The organism is Bacillus cereus group sp. BfR-BA-01430, assembly GCF_022663115.1.
Classification (GTDB): Bacteria; Bacillota; Bacilli; order Bacillales; family Bacillaceae_G; genus Bacillus_A; species Bacillus_A cereus_BD.
In genome coordinates this window covers 107,093-126,273 of record NZ_JAKUEW010000002.1, presented here as the reverse complement: position 1 = coordinate 126,273, position 19,181 = coordinate 107,093, and the positions used below count along the sequence as shown (strand labels likewise).

Genomic DNA, 19,181 nt, shown 5'->3' with positions numbered 1-19,181 from the left:
CCTCGTTTATTTTTCTGAACCTTTATATATTGTCACACACTCTCTTTCGTAAGAATATAGAAGAGATCTAGCATTTCGCTGTTGAAACTCTGTTATTTCTTTATTTAACACTGCCAATGATGCGATGTATCCAAAACCTAATTGTACATCCGTCATAACTGTATTTTCTAAGAGTGATGATCTTTCCTTAAAAACGAGTAGTTTAGGAGCATCATTTGGTGCTGAGACCATAAGATGAGTTGGAGAAAGTATCAGTCCTTCTCCAGTAGCCTTTAGTACGGCTTCCTTCCGCGTCCAATATGTTAAGAACCCTGCAATCTTTTTTTCATCTGGCACTTGCATAACGTGCATCATTTCCGTATCTGTTAATACACCTGTCGCCATATTCCTAACATCAATATTCGGGGTTATTTGTTCAATATCTATCCCAACAGGCGCAGATGCTGTAAATGCTACAACAACATACTCTCCAGAATGCGATACGGATAATTTTGGCATACCATCTGGTAGTTGTGGCCTTCCATGCGCTAACTTACAAACCGGGCATGTCCGATCTATTGGCACTTGAAGCGGAGACACACCAAGGTGATTTCCAAGTACGAGACGACTGATTACACAGCCAATGACAAAGCGGGCACGGTCTGCTGAATGGTGAAACGAATTTGCCTTTTTTCGTTCCTCTTCATTTAATAAATGAAAATGCCATGGTTGTAAGTCTGATATTTGTGCCCACCATATTTGACAATTACGATCATGAAGTTTCGGAATGGAATCTTCATCCTTCCAAGCTATCACTAGCACCACCTCTTTTATATTCTCTACAATCTCTTTACTCACTTGCTGGTTTTTATCTCATTTTTCCGTTCTATTTTACATTTATTCTTACTTCCCTACTGATACATATTCAAGTTGATGAAGACGCTTTGGCATCATATCCGTCCAGTGTAATTCAATATATGCTAGACAAGCTTGCCTACTATCATTGTCATGCACAACGCTCCAACCAGCTGGTACGTCGAGAAAAGCTGGCCAGACAGAATGCTGGCCTTCTTCATTTATTAACACTTTATACATATCATTATCATTTTCAAATGGATTCGTCATATATGATTACTCCTTTCTTTTCTTGTAATCTACTTGCTAACACTTTTCCAATTTCAGCAAGTGGTTCAGGCTGACATAAATCTTTATGCCGGCAGTCAATATCATATTGTTCTATTTCCCCATCTATATAGCTAGACCACGTGGTTGGTGAAATAGGATCAAACCATTCTGGTATGACTGTCGATCTAAAGAAGATAAGATTCCCTTTAAATTTCTTTGGAACATATTTTCCTAGTAGCGTAACAGAATTCACATATGTTTCTTTTAAATTCAAAATAGTTGTTTTTTCTAGGCTAGCTAATGCACTTCCATCCTTATGAAGGATTTCAATGGCACTTTCCATATTAAGTGGTTTCCCATCCATATGATCTGGATCATAACCACCTAAAGCTAACAACGCGATGAGTGCCTCTTCCTCAGTAGGCGCCTCTGTATTCGGTAAGAAATGACCTGGATACGAATCAAGCATCACAATCATTTCAACTTCTTCGCCCTCACTTTGCAAATGCGTCGCCATTGCATGAACAACATTTCCCCCAAGCGACCACCCTAGTAATCTATATGGTCCATGCGGTTGAACTTCCCGAACATGTATCAGATAATCCGCAGCCATTTCCTCTAATGTTTTTGGAAGTTTTTCTTTTTTTGAAATACCGCGTGCTTGTACACCGTAGATTGGATACTCTTTTCCTAAAGATTTCATTAATCCTGCATAACACCAGCTCAGTCCTCCCGCTGGATGAACACAAAATATCGGTAATTCTTCACCGCTTGTTCGCAAAGGTAACATAATATCTAATGCGCTTTGATTCGTTCCCATTTCAAGTCTTTCCGCAAGAGCAGAAACTGTCGGCGCTGTAAATAAATGTCCAATATTTATTTCTATACCTAACGCCTCTCTCATACGGCTCATTAGCTTTACAGCAAGCAACGAATGTCCACCAAGTTCAAAGAAACTATCGTCAATTCCAATTCGAGGTACTTGTAAAACTTCTGTAAATATGTCACATAACAGTTCCTCTTTTGGTGTTCTTGGTCCTCGAATCCTGGTAGATTCTGTAAATTGTGGAGCTGGTAACGCCTTTCGATCTAACTTTCCATTTGGAGTTAATGGTAACTTATCGATCATAACAAAAGCGGATGGCACCATATAATCTGGCAGACTCTTTCCAACATATTGACGCATGTTAACTGTTTCTATCTGTATTTGTGGTGACAAAACGATGTATGCAACTAACCGTTTATCACCTGGCTGATCTTCCCTCACAATAACAGCTGCTTGTTCTACATGCGGATGCTGCATCATTGTAGCTTCAATTTCACCAAGTTCAATGCGGAAACCGCGCATTTTAATTTGATGATCTGCTCGACCTATATAATCTAATGTTCCATCTTGTCTCCAGCGCGCCAAATCACCAGTGCGATATATACGAGTACCCGGCTCTCCGTATGGATTTGCTATAAATCGCTCTGCCGTTAATCCAGCGCGCCCTAAATATCCACGCGCAAGTCCTGCTCCAGCCACATACATTTCTCCGATAACTCCCGATGGTACAGGCTGTAAATAATGATCTAATACGTATACTTTCAAATCTGGTATACTACATCCAATTAAACTATTTGCTCGTAAGGATACAATATTTTGGTCCAGTTCTATATAACTTACATGTACAGTTGTTTCCGTAATCCCATACATATTAATGAGCTTTGGTGCCTGTTCTTTATGACGACTGTACCAATCTTCTAGATGGCTTAATTCCAGTGCCTCTCCGCCAAAAATGATATAGCGTAAAGAAAGCTGTTTGCCTAATTCTATGTTTTCACGATCCGCCTGCATAAGTTGATAAAATGCGGACGGTGTCTGGTTTAAAACAGTTACTCTCTCCTTAACAAGAAGATGTAAAAACTCCTGCGGTGAACGACTGACCGTATGCGGTACAACAACAAGCCGACCTCCATATAACAACGGTCCCCAAATCTCCCAAACTGAGAAATCAAATGCATAAGAATGAAACATTGTCCAAATATCTGTTTCATCAAATTGGAACCAATGATCCGTTGCACCAAATAACCTTATAACATTTTGATGTGGAATCATGACACCTTTTGGTTTGCCTGTCGAACCTGATGTATAAATAACATAAGCGACGTGCAGCGGTGATAAAGGTTGGATTCGTTCTGCCCCCTCAATATCTTCGGTACAATATTGATTGATCACATTCCTTGTTTTCACATCATCAATAACAATTACGTTTGGCGCTTGATGATCCATTTCAACTTCTGTACTCGTAATGATACAAACCGGCTGTGCATCACTTAACATAAATGAAATTCGATCTGCTGGATAATGAGGATCTAACGGTAAATATCCCGCTCCTGCCTTTAAAACGGCTAATAAGCTAATCATCATATCAAGTGATCGCGGCATTGCTAACGCAACGATTTGCTCTGGCCCTACCCCTTTTGCAATTAACAAACGAGCTAACTGATTTGCCTTTTGATTTAACTGTTCATAGCTTAATGTTTTCCCCTCAAACACAATAGCGGTTGCACCCGGAGTCTTGTGAACTTGCTGTTCAAATCGTTCTGGCAACGTCATTTCAGATATAGTTTGAAAGCCACCGTTCCATTTTTTTAAAATCGTATGATATTCTTCTTCCTCCAAAATTTCTAAACGTCCAATCGGTTTCTCTGGATTCTCTACTGCATCTTCTAACAATCGAATGAATCGTGTTACAAATTTTTGAGCCGTCTCATATTGAAATAAATCTGTACGATATTCTAGTAAACCTTGTACTCCATCTGCACTTCCTTCTTTAGTACTTCGCTCATTTAGTTCAATCGTCAAATCAAATTTAGCAGCTCCTACGCTCTGAATCTCAAGTGTCGTTTCTACATTTGGTATATCAAATTGGGCTTGCGGCGTATTTTGAAAAGCTAGCATAATTTGAAAGAGCGGATGACTATTTCTCGAACGTACAGGGTTCAGCACTTCTACAAGGCGCTCAAATGGAACATCTTGATGTTCATAAGCAGCAAGATTTCCTTTTTTCACTCGATTTAACAGTTCTGTAAAAGTTGGATCTCCCGATGTATCTGTACGTAAAACGAATGTATTTATAAATAAACCAATCATCTCACTAAGAGCATCATCATTGCGTCCAGCTACCGGACTACCAATTGGAATATCCGTTCCGGCTCCTAATCTTGTAAGCAGTGCAGTAAGGCCTGCTTGCATTACCATAAATAGACTCACACCATGCATGCGAGCGAGTTCTAATAAACGGTTATGTAAACCTGAATGAATATGAAAATCGATCGTATCCCCGTGATAACTTATTTCAGTAGGACGTTGACAGTCTGTAGGCAATTGTAATTGATCTGGTAATCCGTTCAATTCTTCTTTCCAAAAATCAATTTGTTTTGAAATCAGACTGTCCTTCATCTCTTCATTTCCTAACAGTTCTTGTTGCCAAAGAGTGTAATCAGCGTATTGCACCGGAAGAGTTTCCCACTGCACGATTTCACCTTGACAACGAGCTCTATACGAAGCGGCGAAATCTTTTGTTAATGTACTTAAAGACCAACCGTCCCCTATAATATGATGTAATAAAATAAGGAGTACATATTCATTTTTCTTGATTTCCAATAGTTCAACGCGAATTGCAGGCTCTTTAGCTAAATGAAAACTATACCGAACCGATTCAGCGAGCAAATCAGATAAATCCGATTCCGTAGTATGCGTTATAATAAGCTTAGGTTTCGCCTCCTCCATTGTAAGAATTTTCTGGCAAGGAGTTCCAAATTGTTCTGGAAAAATCGTTCTTAGCATCTCATGACGTTCTACAATATCGTAAAGCGCATCTTGTAATGCTTCTTTATTTATTTCACCAGACATGCGAATCACTAACGGTATATTATACGTTGGACTCGGTCCTTCTAAACAACTCAAGAACCATAAACGGCGCTGGGAAAAGGAAAGAGGAATTTCCTTCGGACGCTTCATCTTTTTCAAAGCTGGCCTTGCACTTTTTGCACCATCTAATTGTTTCGCAAATGCAGCAACAGTTGGCGCCTCAAATAATTTACCAATTCCTATTTCTATACCTAATACGTCCCGAATGCGCCCCATTAAACGTGCTGCCAAAAGAGAATGACCGCCCATTTCAAAGAAATGATCATCTATTCCTATTCGTTTAAGGCCGAGCACTTCAGCAAAAAGATTACATAAGATTTCCTCTTTCGGATTTCGGGGTACTCGTTCACTTGTATTTACACTGAAATCAGGTGCTGGCAGTGCTTTTCGATCGATTTTCCCATTTGGTGTTAACGGTAATTTCGACAATATGATAATAGCTGAAGGGACCATATATGCTGGTAAGTGCTCTGCTACATAAGAGCGAATATATGTAGAATCAACAGATTCCCCTACAATATAAGCAACGAGCCTTTTATCTCCCGGTTGATCTTCTCTCACAAGTACAACTGCTTGTTGAACAGTTGCGTGCTGATGGAGTACTGTTTCTATTTCAGCTAGCTCTATACGGAAACCGCGCATTTTAATTTGATAGTCCGCACGACTCATATATTCGAGAGAACCATCTTTGCGCCATTTTACAAGATCACCCGTACGGTACATCCGCGTTCCTGGTTTTCCATAAGGATTGGCCACAAATCGCTCTGCTGTTAAATCTGGCCTTCCTAAATATCCATGGGCAAGCCCTGCTCCAGCGATATATAATTCTCCCACTACCCCTGGCGGAACAGGTTGTAAGCTAGCATCTAATACATATACTTCTGTATTCCAAATTGGTTTTCCAATGGGAGGTATATGTGTGTTCATACTATTCAGACGCATTGCTGTAGACCAAATGGTTGTTTCTGTTGGTCCGTAAAGATTGGTAACATCACAATTTAATTCTTTTAATTTTGCTGCCAATGCATTTGGAAGTGCTTCACCACCTACGAGAACACGTACTCCCTTTATACTTTCCGGATTATCCGTCACAAGCATTTGCCAAAGCGATGGTGTTGCTTGCATAATCGTAATTTCTTCGTTTTGTAATACTTCCGCCAAAATAACTGAATCTTGGATTTCTTCTTTTTGCGCAATTCTAATACTTGCACCGCTTATAAGCGGGACATACATCTCTAATGCTGAGATATCAAAAGCAAAAGTTGTAACGGCTAGTAAACAATCGTTTTCCTGCACTGAAAATATATCTTGCATCGCTAATAAGAAGTTGCTTAAACTTCCCATTGAAACAACAACACCTTTTGGTTTACCCGTTGACCCAGACGTATAAATTGTATACGCAGGATTTAAAAGACTAGAAGCATTTCGCGTTTCTGGATTTATACAAGGATACTGTTGCAATTTTCTTTTCATTACTTCACTATCTAATACAAATGTCTCCACATTTCGCTCATCAGGTAAATTCCCCAACACGGAAGATGTTGTAATGATGCAAACAGGATTTGCATCATTGAGTATATACTGCACTCGATCAGCTGGATACTCAGGATCTACTGGTATATATGCGGATCCAGTCTTTAGTACTGCTAACATTCCAATCAGCATGTCGACTGTCCTTGGAAATGCTAAGGCTACAAATTGTCCCGGCTGCACTCCTTGTTCTAGCAAGAAATGCGCTAGCTTATTTGCTCGTTCGTTTAATTCTTGATAAGTCAGTTCCCATTCTCCGCCTACTACCGCTGTTGCACTTGGTGTTTGATTTGCTTGTTTCTCAAATAAATTTGGCAGACTGATACGTTCTTTTTCTACAGAAGTTTCGTTCCACTCTTGTATTACTTGATGGCGTTCATTTGGAAGTACTACTTCCATCTTACCAATTGATTCAGTTGGATCCATATGTGTTAGAGTTTCTAAAAAATGCATAAATCGGTCTTTATGAGCCATTACATCTCCTTCGCTATATATCGCAGGATTAGCATCAAAGTGAAACATGAATTCATTCTTATCAAAATGGTTATATACATGTATAGAAAAATCGTCTACAGGTCCCGCTGAAAGATTGTGTTTCACTCCAAGGTTTCCAGCGAAATTCAAACGATAATCAAATGGCATCACATTGATGATTGGACCAAATAATCGTTGGTTTTCTCCTAATAATTTAAGGTCGCGGCGGAGTTCTTCATGACGATATTTTTGATGAAGACGTATTTCGCTTATTTCATGAGCGACATGCTCGGTAATTTCAGCCAAACTCATCGAAGCAGATAAGGACAATCTAAGCGGAACGACATTCATCACCATACTCGGCGTATTGATCGATGCCGATCCTAAACGCCCCATCATCGGTAATCCTAAAACAATATCTTTGGCACTTGTTAATTTATGAATATAAATGGCAAGTGCAGCAATAATCAAGTCTGGCCAATTTACATTGCACGCCAGCGCTACTTGTTGTAATGATTTTGTTTGCAAATGCGATAAGTAAGTCGTTTGACGTAAAAATTCTTTAGGTGCTTTAGATGCATGTTCAGCTAAGCTTATCACTTCTGGTAAATCTTGAAATCGTTCTAACCAGAAATTGCGGTCTTTCTCAATTTGAGAAGAGTTACGATATACGTCATCTTCCGCTAAAACTTGTTGTAAAGAACCGAATGGCTTCTCATGATACGATTGCTGATTCATTAACCTCGTATATACTGTTGCTACTTTTTGAACAAGTAATGAGAAACCATATCCATCCATTACAATATGATGAATACGCTGATACCAAATAAAGTGATCGGAGGCAACTTGGAATAATGCTTCGGTAAACAACTTATCTTTTTTTAAATCAATCGGCGTAGCTATATCTTCTTTCATCCACATTTCAGCCGCACGTTTCGGATTATTTTCTGAACTGACATCGATGAAATGCATATGCAAAGTTGAAGATTTATCAATGACTTGCCATGGGCCCGCTTCATTTTCTTCAAAATGAACATGTAATGCTTCTGCTTCCATTACAACAGTGCGAACTGCTAATTCAAATATTTCTGGATTTACTACTCCATGTATCTCCACATATTCAGCTGTATTATAAATCGGATTATCTGGATCAAGTTGCTGCGCAAACCACATTCCGGATTGCGCAGATGATAATGAATAGCGAGTCTTTTGACAATTAGACATACTGTATTACCCCTTTATTTTGTAATCTGCCATTTACAGTACTCTTTCTTTTTGTGATGATATCAATCGAAACCAGTCTGCAATGGTTGGGTGTTCCGCCAAATCAGCAAAAGTAACTTCTACACCAGTTTGGCGCCACTTCTCTACTAAACTCATTAATCTAACAGAGTCTAATCCGCGATTGAATAAATGTTCGTCATTTGCAATATCCGCTGGGGACTCACGAAGTAGCTGGGCAACTTGTTCACGTATCATTTGTAGTGTAATGGACGGTTCGCTTTCCTCTTTTACACATTGGAAATCTGTTAATACTGCATTCGTTGTTGTCGTTACCGCACATCGATCGGAGGCATATTGCATTGCTTGTCTATGATGATCGAATGAAAAATCAGCAACGGCATCCGCGATAAAGAAAGTTTGAATTCCATCCATAAACGCTTCACATGCTGTTAAAAGACAACCGATATGTGCATATACACCGCAAATGATTAATTGATCACGACCTTGTTCATGCAAAATGTCTAATAAATTCGTCTTTTTAAAGGCACTATATCTCCATTTTGTAAGAAAAATATCCTCTTCATCAGGTGTAAGTTCATCAACAATTTTCTGTTTATGTGGTCCTTTCGGAATACCAGCACCCCAAAAATCTTGTAATAACCCTCGTTGTTCCAATGTTTGTCCACCTGGCTGCGCAGTATAAATAACGGGTACATGAAGTCCCTTACAAGTTTGTCTCAGTCGCTGAATATTAGAAATGAGCTCTACTTTTGGAGATTCTTCATCGCAGTACGCATCAAGAAAATACTCTTGCATGTCGTGAATAAGAAGTACTGCACGTTTTGGATCTAGTTTCCACGTTACTTTATTCGTCGGTAAATCTGATTCAGTTGGCATTTTATATATTGAGATAGCAGGAATCGCCATCTAATCACTTCCTTCCAATTTAATTGAATATATGATTAAAACATTATGAATGAATGGTCGACTGCAATCTTTCGGCAATTGCTTTTCGTAATTCTTTCTTGCTTACTTTCCCTACACCAGTTTGTGGAAACGCTTTAACAAATTCGATTCGGTCCGGAATTTTATACGCCGCAATTCCGCGTTCTCTTAAAAATGTTTTCAGCTCTCCTACAGATGGCTGTTGTCCGCGCGCGATGACGAACGCACAAGTACGTTCACCTAAATACTCATCAGGCATTGATACAATTGCAGCATCATGAACGGAACGATGTGCTAACAGATGATTTTCTACCTCTTCTGCTGCTACTTTTTCCCCGCCACGATTAATTTGATCTTTATCGCGACCTTCGACGACTACATACCCGTGCTCGTTTATTTTCACAAGATCTCCTGTGCGGTAAAAACCATCAGGGGTAAAAGATTTCGCATTATGTTCTTCCGCTTTATAATAACCGCGAATCGTGTAAGGACCACGAGTTAATAGCCTTCCCACTTCACCCGGCTTTACGTCACAATCATTTTCATCTACAACACGTACTTCATCAAACTCTGACATAGGTCGCCCTTGCGTATGAATAATCATTTCTTCACAATCATCAAGTCTTGTATAATTGACTAACCCTTCTGCCATGCCAAATACTTGTTGCAATGTACAGCCAAATGTAGGACGTATACGCTTCGCAGCTTCTGCGCTAAACTTCGCACCTCCAACTTGCAAAACTTGAAGGCTAGATAAATCATTATGGCGCGATGCTTTTGCATCCAGCCATATCATCGCAAGCGGCGGTACAAGCGCTGTAATTGTGACACGTTCCTTCTCAATGAAAGCAAACGCTTCATCAGGACTCCCTCCAGAAGCGAGCACCACCCTTCCCCCAGCATAAAATGTTCCGAGAGTTCCTGGTGAACTGAGCGGGTAATTATGAGCAACCGGAAGAACAGCAAGGTATACACTATCCTCGTTCAACCGACAAATCTCAGCACTTACTCGTAAACTATAAATGTAGTCATCATGTGTTCTTGGAATGAGTTTTGGTAGTCCCGTTGTCCCCCCTGATAGTTGTAAGAAAGCTACATCGCTAGATTTCACTTCAGGTAAGTCAACTGGTTCCCTATATAAATCGCGAATGCCCACAAACTCTTCTTCCTCACCAACAACAATGATATGATTCAATGTCGGTACTTTTCTTTTCACATCTCTTGCAAGATTTCGATAGTCAAATCCAAGTTGTTTATCTACAATAATATAAGCAGTGGCTTCAGCAAATTCACAAAAATAACTAATCTCACTACTTCGATGTGCTGGCAGAGCGAACACAGGAAGAGCCCCAATTCGAAAAAGTGCAAAACACACTTCAAAAAACTCTGTAATATTTGGTAATTGAAGAACGACACGATCTGTTTTTTTAATCCCTAGTGATAGAAAACCCGCGGCTAAACGATCCACTCGTTTATCAAACTCTTTATAACTGATATGATCTTCCCCGCTTGTCAATGCAATACGTTCACCATACTTGATCGCACGCTCTCTAAGCATTTCTCCAAACGTTTCTCCGCGCCAACAACCAGCTTCTCTGTACCGATTTGCAAATTCTTTTGGCCATTCATAGCATCCTGATAGCATCATTTATCCCTCCAATGAGTCCTCATCTAATCCCATAGCTTGAAGCATCGTACGGAATTTAGCTGATGTTTCTGCTAATTCATCCTCAGGCTTTGATTCCGCAACAATACCAGCTCCGGCATATAAACGAAGTGAGTTCTCTTCTACTTCCGCACAGCGAATTGTTACAATCCATTCTCCATCACCATTTATATCACTCCAACCAAGCATGCCAGTGAAAAACTCTCGATCAAATGGTTCAATCTCTTGAATTGCTTCACGTGCTTTTTCAGTAGGGGTTCCGCAAACAGCAGGTGTCGGATGAAGTGCAGATGCTAATTCTAATGCAGAAATAGATTCATCCAGTAGCGACCCTTTCACTTCTGTAGATAAATGCCACATCGTTTCACTATGAATGAGTGATGGTTTTTCTGGCACATGTAACGTACGGCAATAGGGACGAAGCGCTGCCGCCACTGCTTCTACAACAACCGCATGTTCATGTAAATCTTTCGCTGAGGAAAGTAATTCTTCTGCTCGCCTCTTATCTTCAGCAGGATCTCCACTTCGAGGTCTAGATCCTGCAAGCGGGTTAGAAATAACTTGCATTCCTCTTCTTGAAACAAGCAATTCAGGACTAGCTCCTATCAAGGTTCGAGTGCGTTTCTGCTTTGTATCACCCTCACTATTTGGTAAATCTACCGCAAATGTATAACCATGTGAATTGTGTTTTGCTAAGTCATATAGCAACTTCTGAACGTCCATTTCCCCTGAAGAATAAACATCTAATAATCTTGATAGAACGATTTTTCTCAAGTCACTACTCTTTATTTTTGCTATTCCTTGCTCTACACCACGCATATATTCTAAAGGCGTTGGGATCGGCTTCATTTTAAATCTATGTACAGAGGAAGATTCCTGAGTTTGTTCTGTAACATCCCACTGTAAACGATCTGTAACTCTCGTTTCCTGAGGGACAATAAGTTGCATTGTTTTTGTTCGATCAAAAGGTAGCGCCCCTACTACAATTGGATTTTGATGTCCCGCTTGCTTTGCATTTTTTAATACATATTGAACAGTTTCAAGAAAACTTTCTGCCTGACTATGCTTAACTGCAGTAAATGTTCCTTCAGCTAGAATCGTTCGATATGGTGAAGCAAAAAAGAACGAAGACCCAGCTTTGTAATCATGTAATAAACTTGTCGCTAATTCTTTTAAAACAGCTGTATGATTCATAATTTGAAATCCCTCCCATAATCATTTTTTAAACTCCTAAAGTCGCACCACCATCGATACATAAATTATGCATCGTAATATGACTTGCCTTACTTGAAACTAAAAATAATACTCCTTCAGCAATTTCTACAGGCATCGCTATTTTTTGAAGTGGAATTCCCAATCTATATGTATCTTGTGAACCTGCAATAATCCTTTCAGGCCCATTTTCATCTGTCCAAAGTTGCCGCTGCATCTCTGTTTCGGTTGAACCGGGCGAAACTAAGTTACAGCGAATATTGTACTTTGCAAGTTCCAATCCTAGACATTTCGTAAACATCGTTACTGCCGCTTTTGATGCTGCATATGCCGCCATCCCTATTCTCGGAATATTCGCTGCATTCGAACCAACCGTCACAATTACGCCAGACTTTCTCCCCATCATACGTTTACTAACTGCACGTGATATATAAAACACTCCTGTAGAATTGACAGAAAAAGTGGCATCCCAATCTTCATCACGAAAAGATGAAATTTGACCCATTCGTAAAATGCCAGCAACATTTACTAAAATATCAATAGATCCCATCTCATTTTCGATTTGATCTACTATACTTTCTACTGCAGCACTGTTACTGACATCTAATTGGAACGCTTTCAAGATTGTTCCTTTTGATTCATGAGAATGTGAAAGGAATTGAAGAGCTGAAAGATTTGTATCTACCGCAGCAACTTCAGCCCCCCTTTCAGCAAGCATACTGGCCACTGTTTTACCAATTCCTTGGGCTGCCCCAGTAACTAAAGCTATTTTCCCTTTGAACTCGTTACAACTCATATCCCCAAATCCTTTCTTTTCAAAATCGCTTTCTTATTCCCGTCTAACATGAATAAGATTATTAATTTTAATCGATATTGATAATCATTATCAATCGGATTTCAATAAAAATGATATACACAGTAAACTTATCTGTCAAGTGAAGGTTTGTACGTGTGTTGTACTTTGATTTCTAAAACCATTTAATTGATAATGATTTTCATTTTCTGTTTCACAACCAAATGATAATGTTTCTCAATAATCTTGTCAATATTTTTTTACTTTTCTGATAAAATCTTTAATTATATCTATATAACAAATTAGCAATATCACCTATTATAAAAACAGCCCTTCACTCAAAAACTGTGAATTTTACTCCTGAAACAAATATATTTATATTTACACCTCAACTACGGACATGATAAAGTTAAACTTTAATCGGTGGGGGTTTTCTTCATCCCCCACTGATTATGAGCCCTCACCAATCGGGCTGTTACGGGCAGCCCTCCTCCCACCTACCTTCCTTGCCTCTCTGCATCTTGAGGTGGGAGTCTTACTGCCCTAAAATAGCGGGATAAAAGTAGCGATTTACTACATTTTCAAATTAATATTTTCTCAACAAATATCTGAAAATAATAACTTGACAATTTCATCCCTATTTTAAGAGATAAATGACATATGATTCCTTAATTCATAAACTAAATGTAAAAAACGTTCATAAAAATAAAAAACTACTAGTTCATTCTAGTAGTTTCAAAAACAGTATTTATCGCATTCCATTCTCCCATTTTTTCATTTTTTTCTCCATTAATCCTTGCAATTCATCTTCATCTTCCGTTAGTTTATAAAATAAAGCTAAAGATACGAGAATCACATCTATACACTCTTCCTTGACATCATTCATTTCTAATTTCTTATATTCACTGCCATTTACCTTTAAATAAGACAATACTGCTTGAGCTGTCTCACCAACCTCTTCGGTTAATTTTAAAACCATTTGCTCCAATGTTTTTGGTTCTTGTTTACTAAGTAGTTTTATTTTTTTCAATAATGTATCCATAATTTCCCCTCTCTCGTATTTATTATTTATATCATTAAAATTTTACATTTCTTATGAATAAGTTTTCAAACTAATTCGGGTTCTGGTGCAAAGATAACATGAAAACCAGTAAAATGCATATATTCCTAACAGAATTGTATTTTATGCTACAAGTTCAAACAATTGATGAATAAATTCTTTCTAATTTTAGACAGACTGGTCTGTAAATCAATCTGTTCTTTTTTCATCATATGCACAGCTTCTACTCCAGAAAGAATAGATATAGCTGTGTCAAAGCACTTGAACCCTAACATAGAACGAATTCATTTATCCAATTCAGGACCATACTAATGAACCCAACGCATAATCGTTGTATGAGAAGAGAAATGGATAAACCACGTTCCTCCATTATGGAAATTAAGTTATTACCATATCCTTTAGCACAAGAGCATCTAACGTAAAATGCCATATGTGTTATCAAAACAATAATTTCCTTTTCGCTAATTCCATTCTTTTCAGCTAATTGTAGATGAAATAGTAATTGTTCAGTATTACCTATACTAATTAGAGCAGATAGTGTACATAAACTTCTTTCTCTAGATGTTAAAGTAGGATTTCTTCATATTTTGTAAAATAATATATTTTCACTATAATCAACAAAATCAGGAGCCATTTCTCTCATTTTCTTTGGTATATTGGATTTGATACGAGCATTCACTATTCTTTTCCCTCCTTCATATTAGCCAATTGTGCTACGCCTTGACCAAATGACCAGTTTTCAGCTGATGTCTCGTTTAATACAATAAAAATATCAGTTGTAGAGATGTTTATATGATTAGAAATAGCTTTTGATATAGATTGATACAACCTCTTTTTCTGATTTATTGTTCTTTCTGGCCCACATGTAATAGAAACATATATCATGTTTTCTGTTCTCTTTTTCTCTCCTTCTAACAGGTAATACGGATCATAAAAAAATTGATTAGAAAGGTAGGGAAAAAACATTTGAAAATAATCATTTTTAGGTACTTCAAAATGTTCAATCAACGAATGGTGAATACTATTGCTCACCTTTTTTAATTCTTCTTTCTTTAAAAGACCTTTAGGATAGTAAACGTTAACAAAAGGCATATACTCTCATTCCTTTTCTTGTTGCATCATTTTTGAGATTAATTTCTACTGTGAAACATGTAAAACTTCATATAATGTAAGGTAGTTGTAACCGTCAAGTAGAATTGGTTCTTACGCACTTTTGGTGAGGATCTATATGTCCCCATGTAAAGAGATTTGAATATTTTTTAGAAAAACATTTTCTCTACAAAGTTATTAACACTCTTTGTGTTAATAGTTTGCTACTCGCACATCTATACATCATTCGTTTGATTGTTTTAAGTCGATTAATATGTCCTTCTGTTATGCCGTTACTAAATGAAAGAGAACATGCTGCAGTAATTGCTTTTATATCTTTCTCCACGTAATTTATAAATGTTTGGATGGCAGGAAATGGTATGTTTTTATATGTTATAAGCCAATTTGTTAAGTCTTCAGCGCGTTTTTCACGAACAATAGATAGGAAATCTTGAATCATGCGATGAACTTTTTTTAGTTCAGGAAACTCTGTTCGAAATATTTCTGGTACGCTATTTTTCCACTCTGCAGGAACATGCTGGTTTAGTGATTCTTTCAATGCATCAAATAGTCCTTTCAGTATATACCAACGGTCTGCTACCTGTTGGGCATGAGGAAGTGCTTCGGAAATGACAGAAGCGTAGGAAATAGAGCCGTCACGACTCACAACTTGTATAGTAGGATGTTGTTTTAACCACTCTACAACGTCTTTTTTGTATGGCTTTCTAAAATCGTAATAGGACGCCTTGTATCTTGATCTATAATAAGCGCTCCATAACGATTGCGTTTTTTAAAAGCAAAATCATCAATTCCAATGTTAAATAAGTTTTGATACGTAGGCGGCTCCATTTTATAGAGTAAGCGAAGAAGTGTATCACGCCTTGTATGAAATCCTAGTGATTCCGTCACTTTAGATGCAGTTGTACAGTTTGTGAATAGAACAATTTTCTGTGAAATTTCTTGCAAACGATTCGTTTTTCGTTGATATGATTGAAGCCACGCGAATCGCTCGACAAATATCCGTTGGGCTATCACAAAAGAATTTCTTTACTTGTAATTGTAGGTGGATAGATATTTGTTGAATAGCTAAGTCTTGAACAAAACGCGTATAACGACTATGTACTCGTGATGAAATCATACCACAAGAAGGGCAGGAGCATGACTTACAGATGGATTTTAGGATATAAACATGAGTGTGGGCTGCTTGAAACGAAGACATAAGTTCAATACCTTCAAATGAAGGAATAACAATATACATAAAATGGAATACTCCTTTTTATCTTATTATATCATTTCTTGTATTCCTTCACCAAAAGTGCGTAAGAACCACTTTAGTTTAGCAGTCACAGGCACCTGTAAGTGTCTTTTCTTTATGGAAAAGTAGTTCTAAATAAATAGAAAAGCCTCCTTATTGAGGCTTTTCTATTTAAAACTTCATTATCCTTTTCTTCCCTCATAATGTCCTACGTAATAAACTTTACCTTCTTTATCATGTTTTACCTCTATTCCTTTCAGGTACCAATGAACTCCATTTTGATAAAAATAGTCAGCAAACCTATTATCATATCTGATCTCATCCCTTTTAAAAATCGAATCTAATGTATTTAATTCAGTTTTAGGACTAACAGTATTTTCTGTAGTTGTTGTACTTGCTGATGCGGCCCCAATTCCTCCTGTTAATGCAATACCTGTCGCTAAAGCTCCAACTACTAATTTCTTAAACATAACAATTCCTCCTTTAATAATTTTATAACTTACAACCTAAATATAACCAAATTTACAAAAATGTAAATATTTTCGAATTATAGAAATATTTGTTTAAATTTTAGGAATGTTGAGATTCTACTTTATCAAAGATTACTAAGAAAATATCGATTATACTAGAAGCTGACACTTCCCTATTTTTTAGTTTAAATAACTTGTTTTTAACTACATTATATTGCAAAGGAAAAGACATCTGAAGGTCTCATGGAGGGGGGATTCACCCAATGATATAAAACTCACGTTAAGACATTTGATTAGCGATACCCCTAGAAAAGCCTTTTTTATCACCATACAAATCATAACCATCCTTCCAAAGGGTGGTTTGCACAAAGGCTATAAGCCTATATGGAGTTAGTATAGTCATATGGACACAACTTAGTTAAGTCTTACAATAGATTTCAAAGAGGAAGTATCCGTATGATAACGCTTGTATGGAGTCATTTCATGCCATTTTAAAGAAAGAAAAAGTATGCCGTACCAATTTTTTGTGTCCAAAATACTGACTTAAATCCAATTTTATCAAAAGAAAATCCATTGTACAATTTGTCACTCCCCCTAAAGGGACAAGCTGGCTAACACCAGTGGGATTCTTGCTACCAAAGGTGAAGTCCATTTCTAGTATCGCTGACGTGCAAGATTGCATTACCCATTTCCATCCTTCATCTGAAACCATCTCACCATCCCCCGGAAACATACCCCTAATTAGTTTGTAAAAATATTAAGCTTTATTAAATTTTATATTTTTTGTATAATTAAAATGTTTAAACAATTTAAATTTTTAGGGGGTTTTATTTTTTTATGGCAACATTAGATAAAAAATCCATAGTTGAAAGCGTCCCACAGAAAGGCTTTTTCGGTCACCCAAAAGGCTTATTCACCCTCTTTTTCACAGAATTTTGGGAGCGCTTTTCTTACTATGGAATGAGAGCAATTCTACTCTTTTATATGTATTATGAAGTATCAAAAGGTGGACTTGGAATTGATAAAGCAACCGCTGCATCCATTATGGCCATCTACGGTTCACTTGTATATATGTCTGGCATTATAGGTGGCTGGATTGCCGATCGTCTATTAGGGACAAGCCGAACTGTTTTTTACGGCGGTGTTTTTATTATGTTCGGTCATATTGTCTTATCTTTTCCCGGCAGCATTACTGCCTTTTTTATCTCGATGGCGCTTATCGTTATCGGGACAGGATTATTAAAACCAAATGTATCAAGTGTTGTAGGTGACTTATATAGCGACGAAGATAAAAGACGTGATTCAGGTTTTAGTATTTTTTATATGGGAATTAATTTAGGTGGTCTTCTCTCTCCTTTAGTCGTTGGTACCATTGGACAACAGTATAGTTTCCATCTCGGTTTTGGTGCAGCAGCTATCGGTATGTTCATTGGCCTAATCGTATTTGTTACAACAAAAAAGAAAAACCTTGGCTTAGCAGGCACTCAAGTCCCTAACCCTTTAGCACCTCAAGAACGCACAAAAGTGTTTGGAAGGCTCGGTATTGGTGCTCTTGTCATTATCATCATTGGATATATGACAATTACAACTGGTATTCTAACCATACAACGCTTCACCATGGTCGTAAGTGTGCTAGGTATCATTATCCCAACTTGTTATTTTTATGTCATGTATCGAAGTCCGAAAACAACTGAGGTAGAACGCTCACGCCTTCTAGCATACATACCTCTTTTTATTGCAGGTATTATGTTCTGGTCCATCCAGGAGCAAGGCTCTATTATTCTCGCAAGATATGCTGATGAGCGTACACAATTACAATTCGCCGGATTAGAACTGCAATCTTCATGGTTCCAATCCTTGAATCCACTATTTGTTGTTTTATTGGCACCAGTATTTGCATGGTTATGGATAAAACTTGGAGATCGTCAACCTTCTACTTCTAAGAAATTTTCAGTCGGACTATTTTTTGCAGGAATTTCTTTCCTAATTATGATTATTCCAGCATACATGCATGGTACAGAATCACTAGTAAGTCCAATATGGTTAGTGCTTAGCTTCCTCCTCGTTGTAACCGGAGAATTATGTTTATCACCTGTTGGACTTTCTGCCACAACAAAGCTAGCGCCAGCAGCATTCTCTGCGCAAACAATGAGTTTATGGTTTTTATCTAATGCTTCCGCGCAAGCAATTAACGCGCAAATTGTACCGCTATATAAACCGGAAACAGAAATTATATACTTTGGTGTCATCGGTGGGGTCTCGATTCTTTTAAGTGCTGTTTTATTCTTACTTTCACCAAAAATCCAAAGCTTTATGAAAGGGGTACGTTAATCTCTATTAAAAAGAAAAGAGACTTGCTCCATTTGCTAGTCTCTTTGGCTATATTTACCGGTTATAATACAAAAAAGTTCATGTTATCCTTTTATTATCGAAAGGATTCCAT

The 19,181-nt window shown here is 37.8% G+C and carries 12 protein-coding genes and 3 pseudogenes; 1 reads left to right on the top strand and 14 read right to left on the bottom strand.

The window, feature by feature from the left end:
- Window positions 1–6 precede the first annotated feature (6 nt).
- From MR058_RS04980 to MR058_RS04905, 14 genes and pseudogenes are all read right to left on the bottom strand, one after another.
- Window positions 7–795, bottom strand: a complete 789-nt coding sequence (locus MR058_RS04980; protein WP_242142929.1) for a 4'-phosphopantetheinyl transferase family protein — start codon at window positions 793–795, stop codon at window positions 7–9.
- A gap of 87 nt (window positions 796–882) precedes the next feature.
- Window positions 883–1,104: an MbtH family protein gene (locus tag MR058_RS04975; RefSeq protein ID WP_242142928.1), complete on the bottom strand. Its 222-nt coding sequence runs from the start codon at window positions 1,102–1,104 to the stop codon at window positions 883–885.
- On the bottom strand, window positions 1,088–8,248 hold the full coding sequence (locus MR058_RS04970) for an amino acid adenylation domain-containing protein (RefSeq protein WP_242142927.1): 7,161 nt from the start codon (window positions 8,246–8,248) through the stop codon (window positions 1,088–1,090). The genes MR058_RS04975 and MR058_RS04970 overlap by 17 nt, the downstream gene beginning before the upstream one ends.
- A gap of 33 nt (window positions 8,249–8,281) precedes the next feature.
- Window positions 8,282–9,175, bottom strand: coding sequence for an isochorismatase family protein (locus tag MR058_RS04965; protein WP_242142926.1), 894 nt, complete (start codon window positions 9,173–9,175; stop codon window positions 8,282–8,284).
- A 43-nt stretch (window positions 9,176–9,218) separates the two neighbouring features.
- Entirely contained in the window at window positions 9,219–10,838 is a 1,620-nt protein-coding gene (locus MR058_RS04960; RefSeq protein ID WP_242142925.1) for a (2,3-dihydroxybenzoyl)adenylate synthase, read from the bottom strand.
- A gap of 3 nt (window positions 10,839–10,841) precedes the next feature.
- A complete protein-coding gene (gene dhbC, locus MR058_RS04955; RefSeq protein ID WP_242142924.1) occupies window positions 10,842–12,053 on the bottom strand; it encodes an isochorismate synthase DhbC in 1,212 nt (403 codons plus the stop codon).
- 28 nt (window positions 12,054–12,081) lie between these two features.
- The gene (locus tag MR058_RS04950; RefSeq protein ID WP_242142923.1) at window positions 12,082–12,867 is read right to left on the bottom strand and encodes a 2,3-dihydro-2,3-dihydroxybenzoate dehydrogenase; all 786 of its coding nucleotides are present in this window, start codon (window positions 12,865–12,867) and stop codon (window positions 12,082–12,084) included.
- A 745-nt stretch (window positions 12,868–13,612) separates the two neighbouring features.
- Window positions 13,613–13,906 carry a MazG-like family protein gene (locus MR058_RS04945; RefSeq protein ID WP_242142922.1) on the bottom strand — a complete coding sequence of 98 codons (294 nt, stop codon included), beginning with the start codon at window positions 13,904–13,906 and terminating at the stop codon, window positions 13,613–13,615.
- A gap of 141 nt (window positions 13,907–14,047) precedes the next feature.
- Window positions 14,048–14,208, bottom strand: a pseudogene (locus MR058_RS23585) (IS6 family transposase); the annotation flags it as partial.
- 131 nt (window positions 14,209–14,339) lie between these two features.
- Window positions 14,340–14,603 (bottom strand): annotated as a pseudogene (locus MR058_RS04935) (carboxymuconolactone decarboxylase family protein); the annotation flags it as partial.
- A complete protein-coding gene (locus MR058_RS04930) occupies window positions 14,603–15,016 on the bottom strand; it encodes a tautomerase family protein (RefSeq protein ID WP_242142921.1) in 414 nt (137 codons plus the stop codon). The pseudogene MR058_RS04935 and the gene MR058_RS04930, both read right to left, overlap by 1 nt.
- A gap of 184 nt (window positions 15,017–15,200) precedes the next feature.
- Window positions 15,201–16,271, bottom strand: a pseudogene (locus MR058_RS23835) (transposase).
- A 179-nt stretch (window positions 16,272–16,450) separates the two neighbouring features.
- Window positions 16,451–16,738: an LCI fold-containing protein gene (locus tag MR058_RS04910; RefSeq protein WP_242142919.1), complete on the bottom strand. Its 288-nt coding sequence runs from the start codon at window positions 16,736–16,738 to the stop codon at window positions 16,451–16,453.
- Window positions 16,739–17,219: 481 nt separating this feature from the next.
- On the bottom strand, window positions 17,220–17,450 hold the full coding sequence (locus MR058_RS04905; protein WP_242142918.1) for a hypothetical protein: 231 nt from the start codon (window positions 17,448–17,450) through the stop codon (window positions 17,220–17,222).
- 125 nt (window positions 17,451–17,575) lie between these two features.
- On the opposite strand from MR058_RS04905, the gene MR058_RS04900 reads away from it, so the two are divergent.
- On the top strand, window positions 17,576–19,069 hold the full coding sequence (locus MR058_RS04900) for a peptide MFS transporter (protein WP_242142917.1): 1,494 nt from the start codon (window positions 17,576–17,578) through the stop codon (window positions 19,067–19,069).
- The last annotated feature ends 112 nt before the right edge of the window (window positions 19,070–19,181 follow it).

Excerpts from the sequence above, each read along its gene's own strand:
- MR058_RS04930 (WP_242142921.1), bottom strand. The coding sequence starts at position 15,016 with ATGCCTTTTGTTAACGTTTACTATCCTAAAGGTCTTTTAAAGAAAGAA.
- MR058_RS04965 (WP_242142926.1), bottom strand. The coding sequence starts at position 9,175 with ATGGCGATTCCTGCTATCTCAATATATAAAATGCCAACTGAATCAGAT.
- dhbC (WP_242142924.1), bottom strand. The coding sequence starts at position 12,053 with ATGAATCATACAGCTGTTTTAAAAGAATTAGCGACAAGTTTATTACAT.
- MR058_RS04900 (WP_242142917.1), top strand. The coding sequence starts at position 17,576 with ATGGCAACATTAGATAAAAAATCCATAGTTGAAAGCGTCCCACAGAAA.
- MR058_RS04960 (WP_242142925.1), bottom strand. The coding sequence starts at position 10,838 with ATGCTATCAGGATGCTATGAATGGCCAAAAGAATTTGCAAATCGGTAC.
- MR058_RS04905 (WP_242142918.1), bottom strand. The coding sequence starts at position 17,450 with ATGGTTTCAGATGAAGGATGGAAATGGGTAATGCAATCTTGCACGTCA.
- MR058_RS04945 (WP_242142922.1), bottom strand. The coding sequence starts at position 13,906 with ATGGATACATTATTGAAAAAAATAAAACTACTTAGTAAACAAGAACCA.
- MR058_RS04970 (WP_242142927.1), bottom strand. The coding sequence starts at position 8,248 with ATGTCTAATTGTCAAAAGACTCGCTATTCATTATCATCTGCGCAATCC.
- MR058_RS04975 (WP_242142928.1), bottom strand. The coding sequence starts at position 1,104 with ATGACGAATCCATTTGAAAATGATAATGATATGTATAAAGTGTTAATA.
- MR058_RS04950 (WP_242142923.1), bottom strand. The coding sequence starts at position 12,867 with ATGAGTTGTAACGAGTTCAAAGGGAAAATAGCTTTAGTTACTGGGGCA.
- MR058_RS04910 (WP_242142919.1), bottom strand. The coding sequence starts at position 16,738 with ATGTTTAAGAAATTAGTAGTTGGAGCTTTAGCGACAGGTATTGCATTA.